The following is a 19,370-nucleotide window of genomic DNA, read 5'->3' on the forward strand; positions in this document are numbered from 1 at the left end:
TACACGTAGCCTAGGTCGGCTTGCCGGGGACTCGCAAATCGCGCATGTCGGCCCGGTGTATCACACCAACCATGGGGCTGACCGATGACCACCGACCTAGGAACGTTCATTCCGACCGCCGCATACAACGATCTCGTCACCGCGCTCACTGAGATCGACAACCGCAATCCCTTCAGCGTGGACAGTGGAGCCGCCCGCGAATGGCGCGAAAACGAGATCAAGGTCGTGCTCGGCATAACCGGTGATATCTGGCCGCTCGAGATTCGCGGCGACCTAATCATTGACGCGCTCGGAGGTGGCGAGTAGCCCGCGCCTTTAAACTAAAGTAGATCCGTATTTTTCCCGGGGAAAGGCGCAAATCGCGAGCCTTTCCTGTTGCTTCGCTTCTCCCGCCACGGTTGAGTATGCGGCGGGAGAGGGTGGAAATGGCGAACGATCAAAACGCACTACCAGACCTTATCGAGGTCATTACACGCGTTCAGAACGGTAACGAACCTGAAAATAGAGAGGTCCGGGTAGAGCTTCGAATCGACAGCGTCACTCTGGCCGCTGATGAATGCTTAGAATTCGTTGTTGAGCTCAACCGGGCAAACCTGTCTCTCGACCTAGACGGTTTCGAGGTCGTCCCCAAGAGCCGGCATGGCGAACCGACCAAGCCAAACGACGTTTCGGTTGAGCACAAGCTCACCAAGGAAAGCACTAAGCAGGCTGACGCGGGTGGCACCGCTGAATTAAACCTCAGCAGCCAACCTAGCGCGGCGCTAAGCGCGAAGGTCTCAGGCAGCGTCGCTTCTAAGACCACCGAATCCATGAGCGCCCAACAGACCTATAGTCTGCTTAGGGTGAAGGCGCGTGGAAATTTACGCTGGGAAGTTTCTGAGCCGGGAGAGGGGGGCAAGGCTCTAGGCGATACCTATTTGAACGATGACGTGCTGTGCAAAATCAAGGCTCTGCCGGGAGCGAACATGCTCGCAGTGAAGCTTGCTGCGTTTGCCCGAAAGCGGGATATTTGTGGGCGTCGCTTCAAGATTGATTTCTTCGCAGATAAATTCCGCGGTCTACAATTGGCGAGACAAGTGCTTCTATGACTTTGAGCAGGTGCTATCGACGGGCGATGTCCTGGCCTGGAACAATGAGGAGTATCGCTTGTTCGAGGGGAGACACACCAAGAGAGCCTCAGGAGTGCTAATCAAAACGTTCCTGAAACGGCGCCTCAATCTAATCGGGAAGTTTGGCGAGCGATACGGCTTCTATTTCAAATACCAGGAGAGGCCTAATGGCCCGGTCGTCGTGCTTGGCGGCAAAGAGGTTCAGCTCGTAGAGTCCTCCCGCACCTTATTGGCTCAGCGTCGCTGATCAAGGAAGAGGAACTCAATCGCTTCGATCATCGTCATGCGATCCCGCAGAGGCCCCTCCGGCAGCACGCCATAACGTCCGGTCGTGCTCGCCTTGGTGTGTCCCAACAGAACGCCATGCTGCTCATCCAGGTAGCCGGCCGCGCGGAAGGCGTCGGTGACGTTGTGCCTGAAGCTGTGGAAATTGACCCGACGATCGACCTTCACGCCAACCGCCTTGAAGTAGCCGTTGAAGAATTTCGAGGCCTCGCCGAAATAGCCGCGCTTGTCGCGCTCAGTTTCCGGGAATAATCGCTGTTCGCCGCGCGCGACCATGCTGGCATGGTAGTCAATGAATCCCAATTCGATCAGCTTGGAATGCACCGGCACCACGCGCATTGAGCCGCCCGTCTTGGTGCTCTTGCCGACGCCGTCGTCATCCTCATCCCCGACCTCGGTGATATGAAGAATCCAAACGCCATGAAGCTGGCGCACGTCCGCCGTCAGCAACTGGCAAAGCTCACCCAGGCGTGCGCCGGAATAGATGGCGATCAGCGGAATCCAATAGCGCCAATCCCTGACTGCGGCATTGCCCGGCTTGTGCTCAGCACCGTCGCCAAGGCATGTGCCGAACAGCGGTGAACTGAAGATCGTTTTGAGCTGATCGCCGGTAAACGGGAAGCGGTTCTTCCGTCGCTTGTCGATCGACAAATACATGCCGCCCATTACGTCGTCGTCGATGTATTCGTTTTGCAGCAGCCACCGCGCAAAGCTCCCCAGCGCAGCGAGATATTTGTTCACCGTCTTTTGGCTGATCGTCGGCTTTTTGACCGTCTCGTTCGCCTCAATCACCTTGCGGAACGACATGCCCTCGAATGCCTTGCTGTCCGCCGCCTTCACCGGCCAGCGCGCCAGCTCTTGCTTCCAATTGCGAACAGCTTTGCGCGTGATCACCGAGACATGCGAGGCCTCGCCGACGAATTCGGCGAACAGCTTCACAAGCTTGCGGTTCTGATCCCAGGTGTCCGGCCGCGCGTCGCCAATGCGCTCAGCTTTGAACTTGTCGTAAAGCTCCATCAGGGCTTCGCCGGGCGCGGCAACCCGCTTGCCATGGGTGAGATCGGCGGGCACGACGATCGGATCAGACGGAACTCCGGTCCAGTTGCCGGCATCGCGTTCGGCGGCACGCTCCAAGACCTCGATCTGTGCGCGCTGCAATCGCTGGCACAGATCGCGATAGGCCGGCGAGCCCTTGGCGATCAGAAGCCGCTCGCTCTGGATCACCTCATCAGCCTTCCATTCGATCAGCGCCGTCTCGCCCGTGGCGAGGTGCTTCCGCAACTCGACAAGCTGGATAGCCCGCCGCTCGCGGTCGAGCTTCGCCGCGTCCCTCATGACAATCAGATCAATGGTCGCGTTGAGCTGCACCAACGGGTCGCCGGACCAGGGGACGCGGCCCGCCTCGATATCGGTTGCGAGCTTGCCCTTTGCTTCCTGGATCACCGCGTCGGTCGGCATCGCTGCGCGCGCCCGGCCGTCCTGGTCGAGCCCGGTTTGGTAGTGGGACCACACGGCAGCCTGAAGATCGGCCGGGGAGGGCTCTCGGCGCTGCTCCAGGTCAGCGAAGCGAGCGCGGAATGAGGCGATCACGGGCGCCGCTCTGTCACGCGCTTGCCGGGGGTCACTCGTCTTGAGCGACTGCCAAATCTCTTTGCGCTTGAGGACCGGCTGGAGCTTCAGGGGCACGCCAACGCGGACATAGTAGGACGTGCGACCAGGACGTTTTTGGATGTTTGTGGCGATCGACATTCGGGTCCTCGTAACCGTTACTCGTAACCACTACTCGTAACCGCTCAGCCTGAAAAGCCTTTTTAAATCATGCCGTTGTTGAAATCGTTGAATTCTTGCTGGGGGCCCTGAGGGTCCAGGTTCCCCAGCCAGTTCCTTTCTAGAGTCCAGCTCCCTTGTAGGTCCGCGGCAGGGACGTTCGCGCCATTGACCGCGCCGCCGCTCGCGACGGTTTGTCTCATCCTGAAATCGCATCTCGACGTCGGATCGCGGTGGGCTCCATCGTCCTTCGGCCAGGCAACCCAAGGAGATCCGTGATGCCCTATGTCGATGGTTTCGTTCTCGCCGTGCCGAAGGCCAACATCGAGGCCTACAAGGCGATGGCGACGACCGCCTGTGCGATCTGGATGGAGCACGGCGCGCTGGACTATGTCGAATGCATCGGCGACGACGTTCCCTATGGCGAACTCACCTCGTTCCCGCGTGCCGTGATCGCGAAGGAGGACGAAATCGTGGTGTTCGCCTGGATCGTCTACCGCGACCGGGAGAGCCGGGATGCCATCAACAAGAAGGTGATGGCCGATCCGCGGCTGAAAATGGAAGGCATGCCGTTCGATGGCAAGCGCATGATCTATGGCGGCTTCAACACCCTGCTGCGGGCGAGCGACGTGATCGGCTGACAGCAGGAGCGGACGACCTATCTCGCAGTCGCGTGACCCATCTCGGCCTGCAGCAGCAGGGCCAAGCATCCGGCGAGCCGCGTCTCCATCTCTTTCGACGACAGCGACAGCGGTCCTGGATCGTTGAGGATCGCGTTCACCAGCGTGCCCAGCACGATCTGGAAGCCGAAGGCGATGGCGCGGGTCTTCGCCGGCTTGCGGCCCTTGCCCATGGCCGGCAGCAGGAGTGGGGTGGCGCGCTTGGTGGTCGCCTGCGCGAGCGCCTTGAATGGCGTCCACTTGTCCGGGCGGGTGTCATCGTGTTGAAGCGCTGCGCGCAGCACGCCCTCGTGGCTGCGCATCCAGACGATGATGCCGCTGATGATGACATGGCAGAGTTGGTCGAGGCCCATGTCGGGTGACGGCAGCCGGACGTCGCCGAGCCGCTGCTCGGCGTCGCGTGTGGCGAGTGCCATCAACGCGTTGAAATAGCTCTCCTTGCTCTCGAAGCGGCTGTAGAAGGCGCCGACGGTGGCTCCGACTTCGGTGCACAACGCTTCGATCGAAAGTTCGGCGAGGCTCCGCGTCCTCAGCATTGCGGCGCCGGCGCGCAGCAGCGCCAGCGTCGTCTCCCGGCTGCGCTTCTGCCGCGACGGGGCGACGCCCGGCAGGTCGAAATCGCGAAACTCCGGCTGGTCCGGCCGTGGGCGCATCCGTGCTTGCATCCGCCATAAATCATAATCATAATTCGGATTATAATTTAGAGTGACGCGAGCCGCGGGTCAACCGCGGGCGCCAAGACAACGGGCGCCAAGACAACGGCGTCAAGCCAACTGGCGTCAGGACAACAAACACGGTCCGGCAGGGAGGATCACATGAGTGCAGACAGCGGCACGCCGTTCCGCGGCAGCGTCGGCAGGACGGCTGCGGAATCGACCCCGTGGTGGCCGGATCCGCCAAGGCCGCCCGCGGACGCGCCGAACGTCCTGGTCGTGCTGTTCGACGACGTCGGCTTCTCCGATTTCGGCTGCTATGGTTCGGCGATCAGGACGCCGACCATCGACAGGCTGGCCGCAGAGGGGCTGCGCTACAGCGGTTTCCATACCACGGCGATGTGCTCGACGACGCGCGCCGCGCTGCTGACCGGGCGCAACCATCACTCGGTCGGAGTCGGATGTCTCGCCAATTTCGATTCCGGCTATCCCGGCTATCGCGGCAAGATCGCGCGTGAGGCGGGGACGTTGGCCGAGATGCTGCGCGTGCACGGGTATCGCAACTACATGATCGGCAAATGGCACGTCACGCCGCTGACCGAAAGCGGCGCCACCGGACCGTTCGACGGCTGGCCGCTCGGGCGCGGCTTCGATCGCTTCTACGGCTTCCTTGATGCCGAGACCGACCAGTACGCGCCGGAGCTGGTCTCCGACAACGCGCATATCGATCCGCCGGGCAGCTATGCCGACGGTTATCACCTGACCGAAGACCTGATCGACCGGTCGATCCGTTTCATCGGCGATCACCTCGCCGATCGTCCGGAGATCCCCTGGCTGGCTGGGTCGCGCTGGGAGCCTGCCACGCGCCGCATCAAGCGCCGGCCGACATCATCCGGAGCTATGACGCCGCCTTCGCCCACGGCTGGGACGTCGAGCGGGAGCAGCGTCTCGCGCGTCAGAAGGCGATGGGGCTGGTGCCGGAGGATACGCGGATGCCGGCGCGCAATGACGGTGTGAAGGCCTGGGACGAGCATTCGGCCGACGAGCGCCGCATCTTCACCCGCCTGCAGGCGGCCTTCGCCGGCATGCTCGATCATTCCGACCGGCATCTTGCGCGGCTTATCGCATTCCTCGACACGGCCGGCATCCGCGACAACACCGTGATCATCGTGATGTCCGACAATGGCGCGAGCCAGGAGGGCGGGCCGCTTGGCTTCGTCAACGCGATGGGGCCGTTCAATTTCAAGCCGGAGCCGATCGCGGAGAAGCTCGTCCGCATCGACGACATCGGCGGGCCCGACACCCACAGCAATTTCCCGCATGGCTGGGCGATGGCGTCCAATACGCCGCTGCGGCGCTACAAGCAGAACACTCATGGCGGCGGCATCCGCGATCCCTTCGTCATCAACTGGCCGAAGAGGATTGCGGCCAAAGGCGAGCTGCGGCACCAGTTCGTCCACGCCTGCGACCTCACGCCGACGCTGCTGGAGCTGATCGGTATCGAGGCTCCCACCAATATCGCGGGTTGCCGGCAGATGCCGCTCGAGGGCGAGAGCTTTGCGCGGTCGATCACGGACGCGTCCGCGCCGTCAAAAAGCTCACCGCAATATTTCGAGATGTTCGGCCATCGCGGTCTGTGGCAGGCGGGGTGGAAGGCAGTCGCCTTTCATCCGTCGGGCACACCGTTCGAGAACGACAAATGGGAGCTGTTTCACCTGGATGCGGATTTCTCCGAGACCAACGACCTTGCGGCAGCTGAGCCGGAGCGCCTCGGCCGGATGATCGCGGCGTGGTGGGAAGAAGCCGAGAAGCACAACGTGCTGCCCCTCGACGACCGCTTCGGGCCGCGCTTTGCGGAGAATGCCGCGCGCTTCCACGGGGCGCGCCATCGTTTCGTCTTCCACGCCGGCATGGGGCACGTCCCGACCGACGTCGCGCCCGACGTGCGCAGCCGCAGCTACACGATCGAGGCGCATGTCGAGATCGATGAGCCCGGCGCAGACGGCGTGCTGATCTCGCACGGCGACGCGACCTCGGGCTATAGCCTCTATGTCAGCGATGGCCATCTCGTGCACGATCTCAACATCGGCGGCAGCCACCAGATCGTCCGATCGGACCGCAAGGTGCCCTCGGGCGCGCGGCGGCTCGGCGTGCGCGTCGAACGGCTCGTGCGTAAGGAGCCGCCGGCCAAGGGCGCGCGCACCGGCATCAGCGCCTACACGCTGCTGATCGACGGCGAGCCGGCGGGCTCGCTGAAGACCCAGCTCGGATTTCACACGCTGATCTCGTGGTCCGGACTCGACATCGGCCGCGACCGCGGCAGCCCCGTGTCACATTACGAGGCGCCGTTCGAGTACGGGGGACGGCTGCTGCGCGTCACGGTTACCATGCATGACGACCAGAAGCTCGACGGCGAAGCCGTCGGCAACGCCCAGATGGCGCGGCAGTAGCGAGAGGCGAGCTACTTGATCTTGTCGTAGGCGGCCGCGAAATCGCCCAGCGGCATCGGGATCGCGATCGTCTCCTTGGCCATGTTCTGGAACGAGACCTTCAACTGCTTGCCGGCCCTCAAAGCTGCGAGCAGGTCCGCTGCGATCGGGGTCGAGGCGTAGCAGCCGCGGTTCTCGCAGGTCTGGATCTGGAGATCGAACGTCTTGCCTTCGTCGACCTGGAGCTTGCCACCGACGGGAAGGTTGAGGCCGAGCGGCAATTGCAGCAGCGCGATCGGCGTGCGGGTGTCGGGCGCGATGCGGATGTTGATCAGGACGACGGTCTGGCCGGTCTTGGTCAGCACCGCGTTCTGCTCCATCGCGCATTCGAGCGGGGCCTCGCGGCTGGCGCTGGTGCAACGGACGATCCAGCCGGGCTGCCCGGGAGCACCGTCAGCCTGTGCTTGCGTCGGCGCGGGCGTGGGCTGCGCGGCCGGGGCAGGCGCTGCGTTCTTCTTCGCGCTCTGCTGGGCCTGCGCGGCGGCCGTCGACAACAGGATGGCGGCGGCGAGAGCGGCAAGTCTGGATTGCATGGGCATGGCGAAACCACGTTGACGTTAACCGAGGGCCTCGCTGTAGCGTCGTGGCGGCCGCGGCGCAAGCTTACTCGGCGGCTTCCTTGACCGTGCCGGGCGCGGGTGCCTCGTCGCCTTCGTCGTCACCCGAACGGCCCCAGGTCGAGAACCAGTTGTTGAGTTCGTCGAGATAGAGATAGACCACGGGCGTGGTGAACAGCGTCAGCGCCTGGCTGACGATCAGGCCGCCGACCATGGCGTAGCCGAGCGGCTGGCGGATCTCGGCGCCGGTGCCGTGGCCGAGCATCAGAGGCACGCCGCCGAGCAGCGCGGCCATCGTCGTCATCATGATGGGGCGGAAGCGCAGCAGCGCGGCCTGGCGGATCGATTCCTCCGGCGTCTTGTGCTCGTCGCGTTCCGCTGCGATCGCGAAATCGACCATCATGATGCCGTTCTTCTTCACGATGCCGATCAGCAGGATGATGCCGATCAGCGCGATCAGGCTGAAGTCGAAGCCGGCCGCCATCAGGATCGCGAGCGCGCCGACACCGGCCGAGGGCAGCGTCGACAGAATCGTGATCGGATGGATGTAGCTCTCGTAGAGGATGCCGAGGACCAGGTAGACCACGACGAGCGCGGCGAGGATCAAGAGCGGCACGGTGCCGAGCGACTGCTGGAACGCCTGCGCGGTGCCTTGGAAGCTCGAATTGAGCGTCGGCGGCGCGCCGAGATCGGCCATCGCCTTCTGCACCGCCTCGGTCGCCTGGCCGAGCGCGACGCCTTGCGCGAGGTTGAAGCTGATGGTGATCGACGGGAACTGGCCCTGATGGCTGATCGAGAGCGGACGGACCGGATCGGTGGTCCAGGTCGCGAACGTCGACAGCGGCACCTGGTCGCCGGTCAGCGGCGATTTGAGGTAAAGCTTGTTGAGGCTGTCGAGATTGCCCTGCATCTCCGGCAGGATTTCCAGGATCACCTTGTAGGTGTTGAGCTGGGTGAAATATTGCGTGACTTGCCGCTGTCCGAAGGCGTCATACAGCGTGTCGTCGATCAGCTGCGGCTGGATGCCGTAACGTGAGGCGGTATCGCGGTTGATCTTGAGCTGGACGGTGGTGCCCTGCGTCTGCTGGTCGGTCGCGACGTCGCGCAGCTCCGGCAGCGTCTGCATCTTGGCGAGGATCTTGGGCGCCCATTCGTTGAGCTCTTCCAGATTGGCGTCCTGCAGCGTGAATTCGAACTGCGTACGCGTCGGCCGGCCGCCGAGCCGCACGTCCTGGGCTGCCTGCATGTAGAGGCGGGCGCCCTCGACCTTGTCGAACTGGGGACGCAGCCGCGCGATGATCTGCTGCGCCGAGGCCTCGCGCTGGTCGCGGGGCTTCAGCGTGATGAAGATATTGCCGTTGTTGCCGGCACGGCCGCTGCCGCCGATCGACATGGCGACGCTGGCGACGTCGGGATCGGCCAGGATGATCTTGCCGAGCTGTTCCTGGCGCCGGGTCATCTCCTTGAACGAGATGTCCTGCGAGGCTTCCGAGGTGGCGGTGATCAGGCCGACGTCCTGCTGCGGGAAGAAGCCCTTTGGGATCAGGACGAACAGGTAGATCGACAGTCCGAGCGTGGCGAAGAAAATCGCAAGCGTGGTGCGCCGCCAGGCGAGGGCGTGATCGAGGACGTATTCGTAGCCGCGCAGCATCGCGTCGAAGGCGCGCTCGCTCCATTGATAGAAGCGGCCGTGCTGCACCTCGCCATGGGCACGCAGGAAGCGCGAGGCCATCATCGGCGTCAGGGTCAGCGACACGAACATCGAGACGAAAATGGTCATCGCCAGCACGACGGCGAATTCGCGGAACAGGCGGCCGATGATGCCGCCCATCAACAGCAACGGGATCAGCACCGCCACCAGCGAGATGCTGATCGAGACGATGGTGAAGCCGATCTCCTTGGAGCCCTTGAAGGCGGCCTCCATCGGCGAGTCGCCTTCCTCGATGTAGCGGGTGATGTTCTCGAGCATGACGATGGCGTCGTCGACCACGAAACCGACCGCGATGGTGAGCGCCATCAGCGACAGATTGTCGAGCGAATAGCCGACCGGCCACATCAAAGCGCACGCGCCCAGCAGCGCCAGTGGAACCGTGACGGTAGGAATGACCGTCGCCCAGAAGCTGCGCAGGAAGATGAAGATCACCATGACCACGAGGGCGATGGTCAGCAGCAGCGTGAACTGGACGTCCTCGACCGCCGCGCGGATGGTCGTGGTACGGTCGCTGATGAGCTCGATCTTGATCGCGGGCGGGATCGCTGCCACGAGGCGCGGCAAGGTCGCCTTGATCCGGTCGACGGTCTCGATGACGTTGGCCCCGGGCTGCTTGAAGATCACCAGGAACACGCCGCGCTTGCCGTTGGCCCAGGCCGCCTGCTTGGCGTCTTCGGCGGCACTGACCGCCCGGCCGACGTCGCGGATTCGCAAGGGACCGCCGTTGCGATAGGCGATGATGACGTCGTTCCAGTCCTTCGCCTGCGTGAGCTGGTCGTTGGCGTAGATCGTGTAGGCGCGCTTCTCGCCGTCGATATTGCCCTTGGGACTGTCGACGGTGGTGATCGCGATCTGGCTTCGGACGTCCTCCATCGACAGGCCCTTGGCGACCAGCTTGGCGGGGTCGACCTGGATGCGGATGGAAGGTTTCTGCTGGCCGCCGATGAAGACCTGCGCCACGCCCGACAGCTGACTGATCTGCTGGGCGAGCTGGGCATCGACCGCGTCGCTGACGCTGGTCAGAGGCAGCGTATCCGATGTCGCCGACAGCAACAGGATCGGCGCGTCGGCCGGGTTGACCTTGCGGTAGGTCGGCGGCGAGGGCAGGTTCTTCGGCAACTGGCCGCTGGCGGCGTTGATGGCGCCCTGCACGTCGTTGGCGGCGCCGTCGATGCTGCGGTTGAGGTCGAACTGGATGGTGATCGACGCGGTGCCGAGATAGCTCGTCGAGGTCATCTGGGCGATGCCGGGGATCTGGGCGAACTGGCGCTCCAGCGGCTGGGCCACGGACGAGGCCATCGTCTCGGGGCTGCCGCCCGGCAAATTGGCGGTGATCTGGATGGTCGGGAAGTCGACCTGCGGCAGCGGTGCGACCGGAAGCAGGGGATAGGCGACGAGACCGACAAAGAGGATGCCGGCCATCAGCAGCGAGGTGCCGATGGGATAACGGATGAAAGGTGCCGAAATCCCGCCCTCGGTCATTCCTGTCGCACCTTGTTCTGGGTCGGGTTCGAACTCGCCATCGCCGTCGAGACCAGGCTTCCGGGCTGCACCTTGAACTGGCCGCCGGTGATCACCTGCTGCCCCGGGCTCAAGCCTTCTTCGATCACCGAACGTCCGTCGATGGCATAGCTGACCTTGACCTTGTGCAGCTCGGCCTTGTTGTCCTGATTGACGGTGTAGGCGTAGAGGCCGTTGGTGGAGTGCTGGACCGCGTCGTCCGGAACCACGGTCGCATCCTTCAGCGTCCGCACCAGAAGCCGCGTCGAGACCGATTGGCCCGGCCACAGCGCGTGGTCCTTGTTCTCGAACACGGCCTTGAGCCTGATCGTCCCGCTGCTGGTGTCGACCTGGTTGTTGATGACTGCGAGCTTGCCCTCGGCCAGCGTCTTCTTGCCGTCGGTGGTGAAAGCGATCACCTTGAGCGGGCCGCTCTTCTGGCCTTCGCTGATGTAGGGGAGCTGGTCTTCCGGCGCGGTGAAGATCACGGAGATCGGCTCGACCTGCGAGATCGTGACGATACCCGTCTGCGTCGAGGCGTTGACGATGTTGCCGACGTCGACCTGGCGCAGGCCGGCGACGCCGGTAATCGGTGCCTTGACCTGGGTGTAGTCGAGCTGGGTTTGGGCGTTGGCAATCGCGGCTTCGTCGGCGGCGATCTGGGCGGTGAGCTGGGCCACGGTCGAGCGCTGGGTGTCGACCCGCTGCGCGGTCGCGAATTCGCCGAGCTTCATGGCGCGCTGAAGCTCGAGATTGGCGTTGGCGAGGCTCGCCTCATCCTGCGCCTTCTTGGCCTTGGCCTGGTCGAGCGTCGCCAGATAGGGACGGGGATCGATCGAGACCAGAAGCTCGCCCTGCTGGACGATCTGGCCTTCCTTGAAGGTGAGCTTGTCGATCTGCCCGTCCACCCGGCTGCGGACTTGGACGGTGTTGAAACCCTGAACCGTGCCGAGACCGGTCAGGTAGACCGGGAAGTCGATCTTCTGGACCGGCGCAACGCTGACGGGGACGGCGGGCGGTCGCGGTGGACTCTTCTGGGCGGTCTGGGTTTTTCCGGCTCCAGGTCCGAATTTCTGCCAACCATAGTAACCCGCGGAGGCCACGGCCGCGATGATCAGAAGCCAGAGGATCGGCCGGGACTTTTTCATCTCGTCTCGTGTCGGCTCGTATGCCCTCAGCTGAGAATGACAGGGCAATCGCAGGGTTCCAGCGCGTTGTATAATACACGCCAAGTTCCAGTGTAAACAGCACTATCCGTTGATAATCCTAAACAATTGGAAAGCTTTGCACCGTGTGGGCAGTGCTCTGGCGCGGCACTGTGCAGCGCTGCATTTTCGCGGGCGGGGCGATCGGCGGCAAGTCCTGGACGATGCCTCTTGGATGATACCAGCAGACGGTGTGCTCGAGCCGACGGCGCAGCCGACCCCGCTCGCGCGACCGACAAGAACGGTTCTAAATCGCGCGGACGCCGTTTCGGTTGTCAGCAATTCCGACATCATTCATATCGGCGCGCCAGCAATGGAGCGCAGCATGGACGAATTGAACGGCAAGCTGATCGCGTGTCAGATTCTGATCACGGGATTGATCGCGCGGGTGGCCAACGAGCAACGTGATCCCTTGCGCTTCCTCACCGACTTCCGGGACGAGATCAAAGCCGTGGTGAACGGCGTCAACATTGCGGGCATGGACAGCACCGAACGCGTGCGCGCCGTCGCTCAGAAAACCGTCGACGAATTGTTTTCGCTGATGAAGCCGCCAAGCAGCGATTGATGCTGTGAGGGAGGCTGCGATTGCGCGGCGAGCGACGCGCTTCTTAGAACGAGTCCAATCGTAGTTTAGAACGGTTTCAAACTATAGTTTAGAATTGTTTTGATCTGGATCGATTCAAGGGTTCTTGCGAGGTGCTCGCATTGACCCGCTATTTTGCGGCCGATACCAACGCTCATTGCTCGCCGAAGAGGATGAGCGAACAGGAAGATGGGGCGTTTGGTAATGGGGCAGGTGGTCGCACCGAGGTCGTTGCGTTCGGTCGCAGCATTCGATCTGGTGGATGAGAAATTCGCGGGCGTTTCCGGCAAGAAGGTTTCAGCGGTTGCGAGCTTGATCGCAGCGGCATCGGTGTCGAGCGGCGCGCAGGCGCAGCAGTCGAACCTGCCGCCGGTGACCGTCGACGCACCGATCGAGCGGCCGCGTCCGACGGCATCGAAGCCCTCGCCGGAGCAGGTCCGCGCCCGCAACGCGATTCGCCGCGCCGCGCAACGCGAGCAGGCGGCGCAACAGACGGCGCCGACGACGCCGTCAGGCGCTCCCGACGGCAATCCCTATGCCGATCCGGCCGCGCCCTACAAGGTCGACCACGTCCAGGCCTCGGGCAAGTTTCCCGAGAAGATGCTGAATACGCCGAAGTCCATCACGGTGCTCAGCAAGGAAGTGCTGGAGGACAAGAACGCCACGACCCTGAAGGAGATCGGCCGCTCGACCGCGGGCGTGACGCTGGGCTCGGGTGAGGGCGGCAACGCGTTCGGGGACCGCTTCTTCATCCGCGGCTTCGACGCGCGCAACGACGTCTTCATCGACGGCATCCGCGATCCCGCCGTGTCCATTCGCGAGAACTTCTTCACCGAGCAGATCGAGATCCTGCGCGGGCCGGCATCGTCCTACGCCGGCCGCGGCACTGCCGGTGGCGCCATCAACATCGTCACCAAGCAGGCCGGAAATCGCAACTTCCAGCGCGTGGACTCCGAATTCGGCACCGACATGACCAAGCGCGTCACGCTCGACGTCAACCAGGTCATCGACCCGACCTTCTCGGTTCGTGCCGGCGGTTTGTTCCAGGACGCCAACGTCGCCGGCCGCGACCACGTGACCGATAATCGCTGGGGCAGCTTCATCTCGACCAAGTACACGCCGACCAACGACATCAAGATCACGACGAACTACGTCCACACCGACCTCAGCGGTTATCCGGATTTCGGCGTGCCTTACTACAGGCAGGGCAACGTGCCGGTGACCTCGGCCGGCATTCCGCGTCAAAACTGGTACGGCTTCCTCAACCGCGATTTCCAGACCGCGCGGCAGGATTTCGGCACCGGCATCATCGAGTACAAGGTCAACGAGGCCATTACGCTGACCAGCAAGGTGCGCGGCGAGCACTCGCTGCTCAACTATATCGGCACGCTGCCGCAGAATCCGAACACCACCAGTCCCAATCCGCTGCTCTGGACCACGACGGCGAGCGCGCAGAGCCGCTACCAGAACGTGGACGTGTGGGCCAATCAGAACGAGGCCACGTTCAAGCTCGACACCGGCGGGGTCAAGCACACGGCGGTGTTCGGCATCGAATATTCGAACGAGAACATTTCGATTGATCGCTATGCCGGCCTCGCCTCCGAACTGTCCGGTTCCGCGTTTACCAGCAATGGCGCGGTGACGGGGGTCAATCTCTACGCCCCGCAATACACCTACATTCCCTTCGGCATACCGTCGCTGATGGGCAATCCGACACGCTATGGCGTCAACACGACCAGCGTGTATGTCATGGACACCGCGAACTGGCAGGACACGGTCATCGTCAACGGCGGCGTGCGCTACGACGGCTACAGCCAGAGCGCGTCGAACAACGGTCCGCAATATGTGAAGCAGAGCTCCGATCTGGTGAACTACAACGTCGGCCTGGTCTACAAGCCGATGTCGATCGGCAGCATCTATGGCGCCTACGCGACCTCGGCCAATCCGTTCGGCTCCGAGCTCGACGCGACCGGCACCGAGTACGGCGGCGTTCCCGCCAACTCAACCATCTTGCTCGGGCCCGAGCGCAACAAGGCGATCGAGATCGGCACCAAATGGGAGCTTGCCGATCGCCACCTGCTGGTCACCGGTGCGCTGTTCCAGACCACCAAGGACAACGCGCGCGAGACCGTCAACGGTCTGCTGACCTCGGGCGCTGCCTACAGGATCCAGGGCATCGACATCGAAGCCGAGGGCAAGATCACCGATCGCTGGAGCATCTTCGGCGGCCTGGTGCTGATGCAGTCCAAGGTCACGCAGAGCGGCGTTGCTTCGAATCTCGGGCTGCAACTGGCCAACATTGCCCATCAATCGTTCAGCATGCTGACCAAGTACAAGTTCGACGACGGCTGGGAGCTTGGCGGTCAGGCGGTGTACCGTTCCAAGGTCTATGGCGGCACGTTCGCGGCCAACACCAACGAGTTGCCGAGCTATTGGCGCTTCGATGCGTTCGTCGAGAAGAAGATCGACAAGAACTGGACCATGAAGTTCTACGCGCAGAACCTGACCAACAAGCTCTATTACGACTCGTTCTATCGCAGCGCAGTTCCTTTCGTGGCGGTGGCGCCGGGAAGGGCTTTCTATGTCGTGACCACAGCGAAGTTCTGATCATGTTGACGTGCCTGCCAGGCGTTCTCGGCAAGGATGATGTGGCGGATTTCCGCCGCATCATGGACGCCAGCGAATGGGAGGACGGGCGTTCCACCGCGGGCGCGCAGTCGGCCATGGTCAAGCGCAACGAGCAATTGCCGCCGGACAGTGAGGTCGCGCGCAAGCTCGGCAATCGCATCATCTCGGCGCTGACGTCCAACCCGCGCTTCATTGCGGCGGCGGTTCCGCTCCAAATCTTCCCGCCGCTGTTCAATCGCTATGCGGCGAGCAGCGGCCATCATTTCGGCCTGCATGTCGACAACGCGATCCGCGGCGACCGTCTGACCGGCCTGCGCATCCGCACAGACCTGTCGGTGACGCTGTTCCTCGCTGAGCCGGAAGAGTACGATGGTGGCGAACTTGTGATCGAGGACACCTACGGCTCTCACGAAGTCAAATTGCCGGCCGGCGATTGTGTGCTCTATCCCTCGACCAGCCTCCATCTCGTCACCCCCGTGACGCGGGGAACGCGGGTTGCGTCTTTCTTCTGGCTTCAGAGCATGATACGGGACGATCAAGCCCGGAGCATGATCTTTGACTTGGACACCGCGATACAGGCGCTGGTGGAGCGGCTCGGGCGTGACGATCCCGAAACGGTCAAATTGACGGGTATCTATCACAACCTCATTCGCTACTGGGCCGAAGTATGAAGACCATGACCTTCCAAGCAAGCCTTGCCGCAGCCGTCATGCTGATGGCCGCCTGGCTCGCGACCCCTGTTTCCGCCCAGACACAGACCCCGCCCGCGGCCGCAGCGCAGCAGGCATCTCAGCCGCCCGTGGCCAGCCCGTCCCCGGCGGCTGCACCCTCGACACCTGCGGCTTCGACGGCGACCGCGCCGGCAGCCCCGTCCGTGGCCGCCGCTCCGGCGCCCGCAAAGTCCGAGACCGCCTCCGCTGTCGCGCCGGCGATGAAGGAGCTGTCGCCCTGGGTCATGTTCATGTCGGCCGACGTCATCGTGAAGGCGGTGATGATCGGGCTCGCCTTCGCATCGCTGATGACCTGGACCGTTTTCATCGCCAAGTCGATCGAGCTGTCGGTCGCCTCCACCAGGCTTCGCTCGGCCCTGAAGAAGATTGCCGAGACGCGCTCCCTGGCCGAAGCGCAGATGGCGCTCGGCCCCAAGCAGGGCGTGCTGTCGTCCTTCCTGGCGGCGGCCCTGCGCGAGGCGCGGATGTCGGCCGGCCTGTCCAGCGATGCCGGCATCAAGGAGCGTGCGGCCTCCAGCTTTTCCGAGATCGTGCGCGCCGAGGCGCGCCGCATCCGGATCGGCATGGGCGTGCTCGCGACCATCGGCTCCACGTCGCCCTTCGTCGGCCTGTTCGGCACGGTCTGGGGCATCATGAACAGCTTCATCGGCATCTCGAAGTCGCAGACCACGAACCTCGCCGTCGTCGCGCCCGGCATCGCCGAGGCGCTGCTCGCCACCGCGATCGGCCTCGTCGCGGCGATCCCCGCCGTCATCATCTACAACCACTTCTCGCGCGTGACGAAGGGCTATCTCGAGCTCGTCAGCCGCGCCTCGGGGGCGGCTGGACGGCTGCTCTCGCGCGATCTCGACCGCAGCCACGGCAGCGTGCATTCGCGCGCAGCGGAGTGAACCATGGCCGTTTCGCTCGCAGACAACGATGACGACGACGACTTCTCGGAAACGCACGACATCAACGTCACGCCGTTCATCGACGTCATCCTGGTGCTGCTGATCATCTTCATGGTCGCAGCGCCGCTCTCCACGGTCGATTTGCCGATCGACCTGCCGACGTCGAGCGCGACGCCGCAGAAGAAGCCGGACAAGCCGACCTATCTCAGCATCAAGCCCGATCTGACCCTTGCGATCGGAGAAAACGCGGTGCACCGGGCCGAGTTGATCGGGACGCTCGACGGCCTGTCGGATATGAGCAAGGATAAGTACGTGTTCCTGCGTGCCGACAAGTCGGTACCGTATGGGGAGTTGATGGGGGTCATGGAGCTGTTGCGCTCAGGCGGCTATACGCGGGTGAAGCTGGTGGCGCTGGAAGGCGCACCGGGCGCGCCTGCGGCCGGCGCCGCTCAGCCTTGAGAAGGCCCGCTATGTCGGACGAAGCCAGACCATCCCGCAAGCTCTGGATCCTGGCCGCCGTGGCGGCGCTGGCGCTGCATTTGGGCGGTGCTGCGCTCGCGCTGGCGCATCTGCGCGCCGACGACGACGGCGACGGCCTGGGTGCGAACGGCGCCGAGTTCGCCGTGGAGATGGCATCGCCCAAGGCGCCCGAAACCGATCTGCCGCCCGGGCCGGACAGCGAAGCGATGCAGGAGCAGCAGGCGCTTCCCGAGCAGAAGGCCGAGACCCAGGAGACGGAGCTTCCGAAGGATCAGCCGCAGGAGGTCGAGGATCCCGACCGCGTCGTGACCGAGAACAACGCGAAGAAGCCGACGGAAGACGATCCGAAGATTCAGGCGGTCGAAACGCCGGCCGCCGAAGCCTCGCCGAAATCGGTTGCCACGGCACGTCAGACGCTGGAGGAGGATGCGCGCGAGGCCGAGAAGGCGCTGGCGCCCGTCATCGGCATCGGCAAGGACGTCCTGAAGCTGACGGCCGACTGGAACCGCAAGATCAGCGCGCATCTGTCGCTGCACAAGATCAACCCGGAAGGCAGACATCCCAACAATCAGAAGGTCAAGGTGAGCTTCGCGATCAACCGGAAGGGCAACGTGCTGTCGGTGGATGTCGTGGAATCGTCCGGGGACGCCGCTTACGATGCGGCCGCGGTCTCGATCGTCCGCAAGTCCGATCCCATCCCGCAGCCGCCTGCCGGCCTGACCGAGGACCGGTTCGAGCGGACCGTCGATATCATCTTCACGCCGCCGGACGCGAAAAAGAAGAAGACCGCTCAGCGCCAGTAGAGCCGGATCCCGACATAGACCACGACCAGGCACGCGAAGATCAACGCCACCGGGAGCGGTCGCTTCTGGGGACCGGCGAATGCCGCCGCCCCGAAGGAGGCGGACCTCTTCGGCGCGGGTGGGGGGCGGCGGAAGGCGGTAACATTGTCCGCCGCCGGCTCGGCCGCGCGAGGGCGGACGTCGGGCGCAGTTCCCGCGCCGCCCATCTCGGCATAATAGGCCTTGTAGATCGCGCCGATGGTGGCCTCGGTGGCCTCACCCTCGCTCATCTGCGCCAGCAGGTTCTGATAGCTCGCTAGGAATTCCTGGGCCTCCGGGGGCAAAGCGGACGCCCCGTTGAGCTTGGCCATCATCTTCCAGGTGGCGAAATCGGCGCGGGCACGGGTGTCGGCGCGTCGCGCGATCAGCATATCGGCAGCTTTGACCAAGTCGGCCTCTGGCCCTTCGGCTTGTGTTCGGTGTCGTTCGTCAACTACGCGTTGCCGGTCAGGAAGAGAACAGCCTGAATCACATGCCCGGTCAACGTCCGCAGTATCGCTGAAATAACATCAAGATTTAGACCGAACTGGGAACCCGCAAGAGGCAGCAAGATCAACAGCCCGATCAGGATCAGCATCCCGAACGGCTCGAGCCGCGCCAGGGGCAAGGCAAGCGGGCGGGGCAACAGCCCGACCGCGACGCGCCCGCCATCCAGCGGCGGGATCGGCATCATGTTGAAGACCGCCAGGATCGCGTTGATGATGAGGGTGTTCTTGAGGTTGTCGGCAACCCATTTCGCCGAGCTCGCCGGCACCAGGGGCAGGGCATGGAAGGCGAAGGCGGCGGCCAGCGCCAGCAGGATGTTGGTGGCAGGCCCCGCCAGCGCCACCCAGACCATGTCGAGCCGCGGGTTGTTCAGCTTGCGGAAATTCACCGGCACCGGCTTGGCATAGCCGAACAGGAACGGCGAATGCGCGAACAACAGCATCGCCGGCAGGAGCAGGGTGCCGAACGGGTCGATATGCTTGATCGGGTTGAAGCTGACGCGGCCGAGCTGCGCGGCCGTGCTGTCTCCGAGCCGGTCCGCGACGAAGGCGTGCGCCGCCTCGTGGAAGGTGATGGCGAGCAGCAGTGGCAGCACCCAGACGGAAAGGTCGTAGAGGGAAATGTTCACGGCTCGTTGATCCCGGTTAGCCTGCGGCCTTGCAGACCAGCCGAACCGGCGGTGCAGCAGCGCTTCAGCGCAACATAGGGTGGCCGGTCCAGAAATGCCACGCTGCTGATGACGGGACCCCGGAGTCGCAACGCCGTCCATGCAGG

The 19,370-nt window shown here is 63.6% G+C and carries 17 protein-coding genes and 1 pseudogene; 11 read left to right on the top strand and 7 right to left on the bottom strand.

The genetic code is table 11. The features are described from left to right. Positions 1-84 precede the first annotated feature (84 nt). Together DCM80_RS24360 and DCM80_RS24365 are read left to right on the top strand one after the other, a co-directional pair. Positions 85-306, top strand: a complete 222-nt coding sequence (locus DCM80_RS24360; RefSeq protein ID WP_257194075.1) for a hypothetical protein — start codon at positions 85-87, stop codon at positions 304-306. 119 nt (positions 307-425) lie between these two features. Further along, positions 426-1,088, top strand: a complete 663-nt coding sequence (locus tag DCM80_RS24365) for a hypothetical protein (protein WP_257194076.1) — start codon at positions 426-428, stop codon at positions 1,086-1,088. A gap of 255 nt (positions 1,089-1,343) precedes the next feature. On the opposite strand, the gene DCM80_RS24370 is transcribed toward DCM80_RS24365, so the two are convergent. Next, entirely contained in the window at positions 1,344-3,143 is a 1,800-nt protein-coding gene (locus DCM80_RS24370) for a site-specific integrase (RefSeq protein ID WP_257194077.1), read from the bottom strand. 296 nt (positions 3,144-3,439) lie between these two features. On the opposite strand from DCM80_RS24370, the gene DCM80_RS24375 reads away from it, so the two are divergent. Then, positions 3,440-3,802 carry a DUF1428 domain-containing protein gene (locus DCM80_RS24375; protein WP_257177818.1) on the top strand — a complete coding sequence of 121 codons (363 nt, stop codon included), beginning with the start codon at positions 3,440-3,442 and terminating at the stop codon, positions 3,800-3,802. A 17-nt stretch (positions 3,803-3,819) separates the two neighbouring features. Here the strand turns inward: DCM80_RS24375 and DCM80_RS24380 are convergent, their stop codons facing one another. After that, positions 3,820-4,494 (bottom strand): TetR/AcrR family transcriptional regulator, encoded by a 675-nt coding sequence (locus DCM80_RS24380; protein ID WP_257194078.1) that lies wholly within the window; start codon positions 4,492-4,494, stop codon positions 3,820-3,822. Between the two features lie 162 nt (positions 4,495-4,656). Here DCM80_RS24380 and DCM80_RS31315 point away from each other — a divergent pair. Both DCM80_RS31315 and DCM80_RS24390 read left to right on the top strand, forming a co-directional pair. Further along, a pseudogene (locus DCM80_RS31315) lies at positions 4,657-5,256 on the top strand (sulfatase-like hydrolase/transferase); the annotation flags it as partial. A gap of 128 nt (positions 5,257-5,384) precedes the next feature. Further along, the gene (locus DCM80_RS24390; RefSeq protein WP_257198032.1) at positions 5,385-6,944 is read left to right on the top strand and encodes a sulfatase-like hydrolase/transferase; all 1,560 of its coding nucleotides are present in this window, start codon (positions 5,385-5,387) and stop codon (positions 6,942-6,944) included. Positions 6,945-6,955: 11 nt separating this feature from the next. Here the strand turns inward: DCM80_RS24390 and DCM80_RS24395 are convergent, their stop codons facing one another. The 3 genes from DCM80_RS24395 to DCM80_RS24405 form a co-directional block, all read right to left on the bottom strand. Next, positions 6,956-7,522, bottom strand: a complete 567-nt coding sequence (locus tag DCM80_RS24395; protein WP_257194079.1) for an invasion associated locus B family protein — start codon at positions 7,520-7,522, stop codon at positions 6,956-6,958. A gap of 64 nt (positions 7,523-7,586) precedes the next feature. Beyond that, complete coding sequence (locus DCM80_RS24400; protein ID WP_257194080.1) at positions 7,587-10,733, bottom strand: multidrug efflux RND transporter permease subunit; 3,147 nt, start codon at positions 10,731-10,733, stop codon at positions 7,587-7,589. Beyond that, positions 10,730-11,899: an efflux RND transporter periplasmic adaptor subunit gene (locus tag DCM80_RS24405; protein ID WP_257194081.1), complete on the bottom strand. Its 1,170-nt coding sequence runs from the start codon at positions 11,897-11,899 to the stop codon at positions 10,730-10,732. The genes DCM80_RS24400 and DCM80_RS24405 overlap by 4 nt, the downstream gene beginning before the upstream one ends. Positions 11,900-12,281: 382 nt before the next feature. Between DCM80_RS24405 and DCM80_RS24410 the strand changes: the two genes are divergently transcribed. The 6 genes from DCM80_RS24410 (at position 12,282) to DCM80_RS24435 (ending at position 18,071) form a co-directional block, all read left to right on the top strand. Beyond that, positions 12,282-12,521, top strand: a complete 240-nt coding sequence (locus tag DCM80_RS24410; RefSeq protein WP_257198033.1) for a hypothetical protein — start codon at positions 12,282-12,284, stop codon at positions 12,519-12,521. Between the two features lie 222 nt (positions 12,522-12,743). Beyond that, the gene (locus tag DCM80_RS24415) at positions 12,744-15,146 is read left to right on the top strand and encodes a TonB-dependent siderophore receptor (RefSeq protein ID WP_257198034.1); all 2,403 of its coding nucleotides are present in this window, start codon (positions 12,744-12,746) and stop codon (positions 15,144-15,146) included. Positions 15,147-15,148: 2 nt separating this feature from the next. Then, positions 15,149-15,838: a Fe2+-dependent dioxygenase gene (locus tag DCM80_RS24420; protein WP_028135751.1), complete on the top strand. Its 690-nt coding sequence runs from the start codon at positions 15,149-15,151 to the stop codon at positions 15,836-15,838. Beyond that, positions 15,835-16,788, top strand: coding sequence for a tonB-system energizer ExbB (gene exbB, locus DCM80_RS24425; protein WP_257194082.1), 954 nt, complete (start codon positions 15,835-15,837; stop codon positions 16,786-16,788). The genes DCM80_RS24420 and exbB overlap by 4 nt, the downstream gene beginning before the upstream one ends. 3 nt (positions 16,789-16,791) lie before the next feature. Continuing rightward, complete coding sequence (gene exbD / locus DCM80_RS24430; RefSeq protein WP_257194083.1) at positions 16,792-17,247, top strand: TonB system transport protein ExbD; 456 nt, start codon at positions 16,792-16,794, stop codon at positions 17,245-17,247. Between the two features lie 11 nt (positions 17,248-17,258). Continuing rightward, positions 17,259-18,071 carry an energy transducer TonB gene (locus DCM80_RS24435; protein ID WP_257194084.1) on the top strand — a complete coding sequence of 271 codons (813 nt, stop codon included), beginning with the start codon at positions 17,259-17,261 and terminating at the stop codon, positions 18,069-18,071. Here DCM80_RS24435 and DCM80_RS24440 read toward each other — a convergent pair. Continuing rightward, positions 18,059-18,481 carry a hypothetical protein gene (locus tag DCM80_RS24440; RefSeq protein ID WP_028135755.1) on the bottom strand — a complete coding sequence of 141 codons (423 nt, stop codon included), beginning with the start codon at positions 18,479-18,481 and terminating at the stop codon, positions 18,059-18,061. The two genes, DCM80_RS24435 and DCM80_RS24440, sit on opposite strands and share 13 nt — an antisense overlap. A 62-nt stretch (positions 18,482-18,543) precedes the next feature. Next, positions 18,544-19,224: a site-2 protease family protein gene (locus DCM80_RS24445; protein ID WP_257198035.1), complete on the bottom strand. Its 681-nt coding sequence runs from the start codon at positions 19,222-19,224 to the stop codon at positions 18,544-18,546. Between the last annotated feature and the right edge of the window lie 146 nt (positions 19,225-19,370).

It is taken from the genome of Bradyrhizobium sp. WBOS08 (assembly GCF_024585125.1).
Taxonomy (GTDB): domain Bacteria; phylum Pseudomonadota; class Alphaproteobacteria; order Rhizobiales; family Xanthobacteraceae; genus Bradyrhizobium; species Bradyrhizobium japonicum_B.